General features: G+C 68.3%; 3 protein-coding genes and 1 pseudogene. 3 read left to right on the forward strand and 1 reads right to left on the reverse strand.

Annotation, left to right across the window (positions count from 1 at the left end; all coding sequences use genetic code 11):
• Window positions 1-88, forward strand: a pseudogene (locus ACFW2E_RS46000) (IS5/IS1182 family transposase); the annotation flags it as partial.
• Here the strand turns inward: ACFW2E_RS46000 and ACFW2E_RS46005 are convergent.
• Window positions 77-1,219, reverse strand: a complete 1,143-nt coding sequence (locus tag ACFW2E_RS46005) for a hypothetical protein (RefSeq protein WP_384477918.1) — start codon at window positions 1,217-1,219, stop codon at window positions 77-79. The pseudogene ACFW2E_RS46000 and the gene ACFW2E_RS46005 sit on opposite strands and share 12 nt — an antisense overlap.
• Window positions 1,220-1,325: 106 nt before the next feature.
• Between ACFW2E_RS46005 and ACFW2E_RS46010 the strand changes: the two genes are divergently transcribed.
• Together ACFW2E_RS46010 and ACFW2E_RS46015 are read left to right on the forward strand one after the other, a co-directional pair.
• Window positions 1,326-1,457 (forward strand): transposase, encoded by a 132-nt coding sequence (locus ACFW2E_RS46010; RefSeq protein WP_384477924.1) that lies wholly within the window; start codon window positions 1,326-1,328, stop codon window positions 1,455-1,457.
• A 42-nt stretch (window positions 1,458-1,499) separates the two neighbouring features.
• The coding region (locus ACFW2E_RS46015; protein WP_384477921.1) for a transposase at window positions 1,500-1,905 on the forward strand (406 nt) is incomplete at its 3' end.

A 1,905-nucleotide genomic window follows, 5' to 3' on the forward strand; every position in this document is an offset into this window, starting at 1 on the left:
CCTTCGCAAGCTCCGGTGCTCGACCACCCGGATCACCTGCCTCGTCCAGGCCGTCCTCACCCTGCATTTGGCCAGCTCAGACCGATGATGGAAAGGCCTCAGGGCCCCACTGTGGTGCCGAGGCGCCGGTCGGCAACGTATTGCGCAGGTCGTACGCCCGCTGCCGGTACGCCTCGACGCCGCCTTTCACCAAAAGCTCGTACAGCTCCTCGGCCATGCCGGAGAAGGCTTCCACCCGCGTTCGGTTGAGGCGGAAGACCTGATCAGTCCCGACGTACCACGTATATCCGATCCGGTGCCGGGCATCGCGGACGCTGGACGAGCCGGCGAAAGTCTGCTGAACGTAATGCTTGTGTCCCTGCTTGACCGTGAGGTATTGGGCGATCTCCGTGCCAGCGCCGGCGAACGCCAACTGCCCCGCAGCTCCAGTGCGCGCGAGCAGCTGCCCGAACCAGCCGATCTCCTTACGCGGAATCAGGAATCCGTCCTGGCTCCGCTCCCGGCGGCCGTCGATGGCCGGTAACCTCAAGGCCCCGGCGTACAAGAGATTCCGCTCCGTCAACACGTGATCCGCGCTGCCACTACCCTCGGCCGTTCGTGTGGGAAGCAGCCCTTCACCTGGCGCCCGCAGCGCGTTGATGGTGATGCCCTCCATCGCCAGCAACTCGGTGGACATCAAGAGGCATGGGGTGGTGTTCCACTGGCCCAGGTGAAACTGTTCGGCCCGCTCACTCGCTCTGGCCAGTTGTTTAGACGTCGAGCGGTCGGCCTTGCTGGTGCGCTTCGTGGCGATCTGGTGGTTTCCGTTAACCGTCACCACGAAGATCCGGGATGGCTCGCCCGGCCGCCAGGCCTCGATGAAGAAATCGGGCCGTGGCCGGGCGCCCAAGGTCGGCCGCGGCCCCGAGCGGGCGAAGCTCGCCAGCAATACCGCCTCCGCGTCCAGCGTGGACACGAGACAGGCGGGAAAGCAGCTGCGCACGACCCGCTCCGCTACGGCAAGCCCGAATGCCCGCCCCAACTCCCTTGCCTGCATGGCCCGATAGGACAGCTCAGGGCTCTCGCCCTCGGCTGTCAGCGACAAGTAGCCGCCCGGGCCAGCGGCCAGGGCCTGGCAGTACTTCAGGCCCTGCCAGTGTTCGGCCAGTCCCCTCCCCCGTCCGTGACGAGCCAAAGTGGTGGCTCTCGCAAAGACACCGAGCAAGTTCCAGGGCGTCATGACAAGATCCTGGCGGTCCGCGCCCTGAAGACAGCTGACGCCTGGCTTTCGGACCGTAGGCTCCGGTTCCTCATACTTCTGGGCGGCCATCCGGCCTTTGCTGCCGGTGCCGGCCTGGCTCCAGGGCAGGGGCGGGCAGCCCGAGGGCTACTGCCACCGCCAGCTGCTGGACGCGATCCGCTACCTGGTCGCGGGCGGGAGCTCCTGGCGGGCGATGCCCGCGGACTTCCCCGCATGAGGCCGGGTTTACGCCTTCTTCCGCCGCTGGCGCGAGCACGGGTTGATCGCCGAGTTCCACGACCGGCTGCGCGGGCGGGTCAGAGAACGCGAAGGCCATGAGGCCGAGCCCACGGCGGGGATCATCGACGCGCCGTCGGTGCGGGCCGCCGCGACGGTGCCGACCGCCTCACGCGGCCACGACGGCGGCAAGAAGGTGCCCGGCCGCAAGCGGCACATCGTGACCGACACGCTCGGTCTGCTCCTGGTCGTCGCGGTCACCGCCGCGAACATCGGCGATCGGGACGCCGCCGAGGGCCTGCTGCAGCGGCTGCGCCGCCTGCACCGCGACATCACCCTCGTCTGGGCGGACGGCGGCTACACCGGCGGCCTCGTCGGCTGGTGCCGGGACAAACTCGCCGTGACCCTGGAGATCCTCAAGCGCACCGACGACATGACAGGGTTCGTGG

The organism is Streptomyces sp. NPDC058964, assembly GCF_042741275.1.
GTDB lineage: Bacteria > Actinomycetota > Actinomycetes > Streptomycetales > Streptomycetaceae > Streptomyces.